The sequence below is a fragment of the Nautilia sp. genome (assembly GCF_053994455.1).
The window spans coordinates 1-3,604 of the sequence record NZ_JBMYAU010000101.1 but is presented as its reverse complement, the minus strand read 5'-3'; the positions used below and the strand labels follow the sequence as shown (position 1 = coordinate 3,604).

Here is a 3,604-nt window from a genome sequence, read left to right as displayed (position 1 = left end):
TCCCGGTTTTGATGAGGAAAAAGCGGTAAAAATTGACGAAAAATATAAATTTGCCGTGCTTGAGTATTCTAAAGAAAAAGAAATCGCGCGGTATGACTATGAGTTTGAAATTAAATTCCCTTTGTATCCGACACAGCTTAAAACCCTGATAGAGTGTCCAAAAAGATATTATTTTGCCAATGTTTTGGAAATTGTTAATGAAGAAGAGAGCGAAGAGGAGTTTTTTGGTAATATTTTTCATGATGAGTTTGAAGAGGTTGTAAAAAATAAAAGTAAAAGAAACAATGAAAAAGAATATTATAATGCTTTGATTGACGAAATAACAAAAAGAATAACCGATAAAAAGCTGCTTTTTGATGTGCTTGTAAAGTGGGATGATAAAATCAAAGAGTTTGCAAAAAAAGACTTTGAAGAGATGAAATATTCCAAAACCCTGCCTGAGAAATACATTAAATTTAATTATAAAGGATTAGACCTTGCCGCAAGGGTTGACAGGATTGATTTAAAAAACGACGAAATAGTGTTGATTGACTATAAAACCTCAAAAAGCGCCGAATTAAGCGAAAACTATCCGTATGAGCTTCAGACCACCTTTTATTTTCTGTGGGCAAAGGAAAATTTTAAGGGTAAAAACATAAAAACGATAATATGGGATATTTTTAATTCCAAAAAAATAGAGGGCGTTGTAAAAACTAAGACGCTTGATGATGTTTTGAGTAACCTTCCAAAAAAGGTGAGAGAAGCCGAGGATATTGTGTATGAAATAAACGGAAAAGAAAAAACAAAAACTGCGGCTGAGATTTGCAAGTACTGCGAATACAAAACCGCATGCGGGAGAGAATGATGAAAAGACTATTGGCTGTAAGTGCGAGTGCCGGAAGCGGCAAAACGTTTAGATTGGCAAACAGGTATATTTCGCTTTTGAATGTGGAATCACCCGTAAATATCGTGGCTATTACCTTTACGAATAAAGCCGCAAACGAAATGAAAGAGAGAATCGTCAAGTTTTTAAAAGAATTAGGAAATGATGAAAACGTTGTAAATATGATTTGTAATGAAATAGGTATAAATAAAGAAGAACTTTTAAAAAGAAAAAATAATCTGCTTGAGAAGTTTTTAAAAGGCGATGTAAATATTCAGACGATTGATTCGTTTATAAATAAAATACTTAGGAAATTCAGCTATTTTGCGGGAGTAAGAAGCAATTTTAATATTGGGGCGGTTGATAATGAGATTGTTTTTAAAGCTTTTTTAAAAAGTTTGGATGAAAAAAATTTTAAAACTTTAATAGATATTGCAAAAAAAGAAGAAAAATTTACAAAACTTATCAATTTATTTGAAGAGCTTTATGAAAAAGATAAAGAGCTTCAAAATTTAACTCTTTTGCCAATAAAAAAGCCTGACGATACTAAGGCAAAAAATGCTTTTAATAGATTAAAAGAGTATATTCTAAATCATGAATTATCAAGCAATAGCGCAATAAAAGCTGTAAATATAGATTTTTACGAAGTACCATATACTACTTGGTTTGCAAAAGAAGAGTTAAAACAATATTCTTATTTTAAGAAAAAAGGATTGTATCAGAATTGGTTTGAGAATATATTAGTTGAACTTAAAAAGTTTTTTAAAAAGTATTTTGATTATATGGAATATGAATTCTTTAAAAATCTTTTTGATTTTTACGATAAATACAAACAGCTTAAATGGAAGCTAAAAAAAGATGAAAATTTACTTGATTTTAAGGATATTGAGCATTTAGTTTATGCTCTTTTAAGAGAAGAGGAGTTAAACAGAGACTTTTTATATTTTAGACTTGACAGCAGGGTCAATCATATTTTAATGGATGAGTTTCAGGATACTTCTATTACTCAGTGGGAGATTTTTGAGCCTATAATTGACGAAATTGCAAGCGGAATTGGAAGAAAAGAGTTTAGGAGTTTCTTTTATGTAGGCGATAAAAAACAGGCAATTTATCGTTTTCGCGGAGGTCAAAAAGAGCTTTTTGATGAGGTTGCAAAAAGATATAAGCCTTTTGGGTTAGAGGTTGAAAGACTTGATACAAATTTCAGAAGCGCAAAAAATATAGTCGAATTTGTAAATGAAAAATTTGATTTGAAAGAAAAAGTAAAAAGCGAAAAAGAAGGATATATTGAGGTTGATGAAATTACAAAAGAGAATGCATTTGAAAAAGTTTATGAAAAAATTAAATTTTTAAATGAAAACGGAGTAAAAGACAGAGATATTGCCGTCCTTGTGCATAAGAACGAGGATATTTTAGATTTAAGCGAGTTTTTAGCAAGTTGCGGTAAAAAAGCGGTAAGCGCTAAAAAGGCAAAAGTAATTTCACAAAAAAGCGCAAAAGCGATTGTTTCTCTTATGAAATATCTAAACAATCCAAAATTAAAAATCGAAAAATTAAATTTTCTCTCATTAATTGGGAAAAAATGGAGTGAAGAAGAGATTGATATAAAAATTGATAGACCTGTTTTGATGATAAAAGAGATAATTGATAAATTTAACCTTTTAGATGAAGCAAGTCTAAAACTTCTTTATCACTCTAAAAAATATGACACTCTTTTTGATTTTGTAAAAGAGATTGATTCATATGAAGAAGAGTTGCCGTTAAGTGAGTTTGACGGAATTGTAATTATGACCATTCATAAAAGTAAAGGGCTTGAATTTGATAATGTTATAGTTCTTGACAGGTTAAGCGATAGAGAAAATCCAAGCGGTAATATTGTTTTTTATTACGAAAATGCAAAATTAAAAAATATTAAATTAAAAATTCCAAATAGGGAGATAATTGATAAAAATTATTCTTTAATTTTAAAAAAGGAAGAGCGCCTAAAAGAGGAAGACAAAAAAAATGCGGAATACGTCGCGTTTACAAGGGCTAAAAACTCTTTAATTATTTTAAAAAGAAGCGAAAAAACAAAACAAGGTAAAAGTTATTCGGCTTTTGTAAGCAGTCTTGAAAAAATGCAAAAAGGCGAGGTTATTCCAAGCGAAAATAAAAATAAAGAAAAAACTAAGCCTGTAAAAATCGAAATAATAAATATCGGAAAACAGGAAAATTTAATTAAAGAGGAAGAATACAAGCCAAACGATTACGAAGCCATTTTTCTTGGAAACGCACTGCATTACGCGTTTGAATGCGAGGATTTAGAAGCCGTTAGAAACAGATACGGGGATTTTTGCGATATTGAGGAAGTTAAGAAAATGTATGAGGCTTCAAAACCTCTGATTCCAAACGGTAAAAAAGAGCTTGCCTATATTGTTGAAGGAAAGGTAGGGAGGATAGATTTGTTTGTAGAAGAAGAACTTTTGATAATAGATTACAAAACTACACGCCCAAATGATGAAAGCAAATATGTGGATCAAATAAACAACTATAAATCGGCGGTGGAAAAAATAACGGGTAAAAAAGCTAAGGGAAAATTTTTTTATGTGGATGAAAGAGAATTTAAGGAGATTGAATGAAAAAAGAAAAACTGAGTGAAATTGATATCTCTTCAAAAATTGAGGAGTTAAAGAGACTTTTTCCTGAATATTTTGATAAAGAGGGGAGATTTTTAATTGAGAAGTTTAAAGAGGATATTCAAAA

At 30.1% G+C, this 3,604-nt stretch carries 2 protein-coding genes; both read left to right on the top strand.

Annotated features, from left to right (window positions below):
* Nucleotides 1-844, top strand: an 844-nt coding sequence (locus tag ACXJIE_RS07450) for a PD-(D/E)XK nuclease family protein (protein WP_456480340.1), incomplete at its 5' end; no start/stop codon positions are given.
* Nucleotides 841-3,480: a RecB-like helicase gene (locus ACXJIE_RS07445; protein WP_456480339.1), complete on the top strand. Its 2,640-nt coding sequence runs from the start codon at nucleotides 841-843 to the stop codon at nucleotides 3,478-3,480. The genes ACXJIE_RS07450 and ACXJIE_RS07445, both read left to right, overlap by 4 nt.
* The last annotated feature ends 124 nt before the right edge of the window (nucleotides 3,481-3,604 follow it).

What these genes read in the sequence shown, in the direction of transcription:
- ACXJIE_RS07445 (WP_456480339.1), top strand. Translation starts at nt 841, where the DNA reads ATGATGAAAAGACTATTGGCTGTAAGTGCGAGTGCCGGAAGCGGCAAA.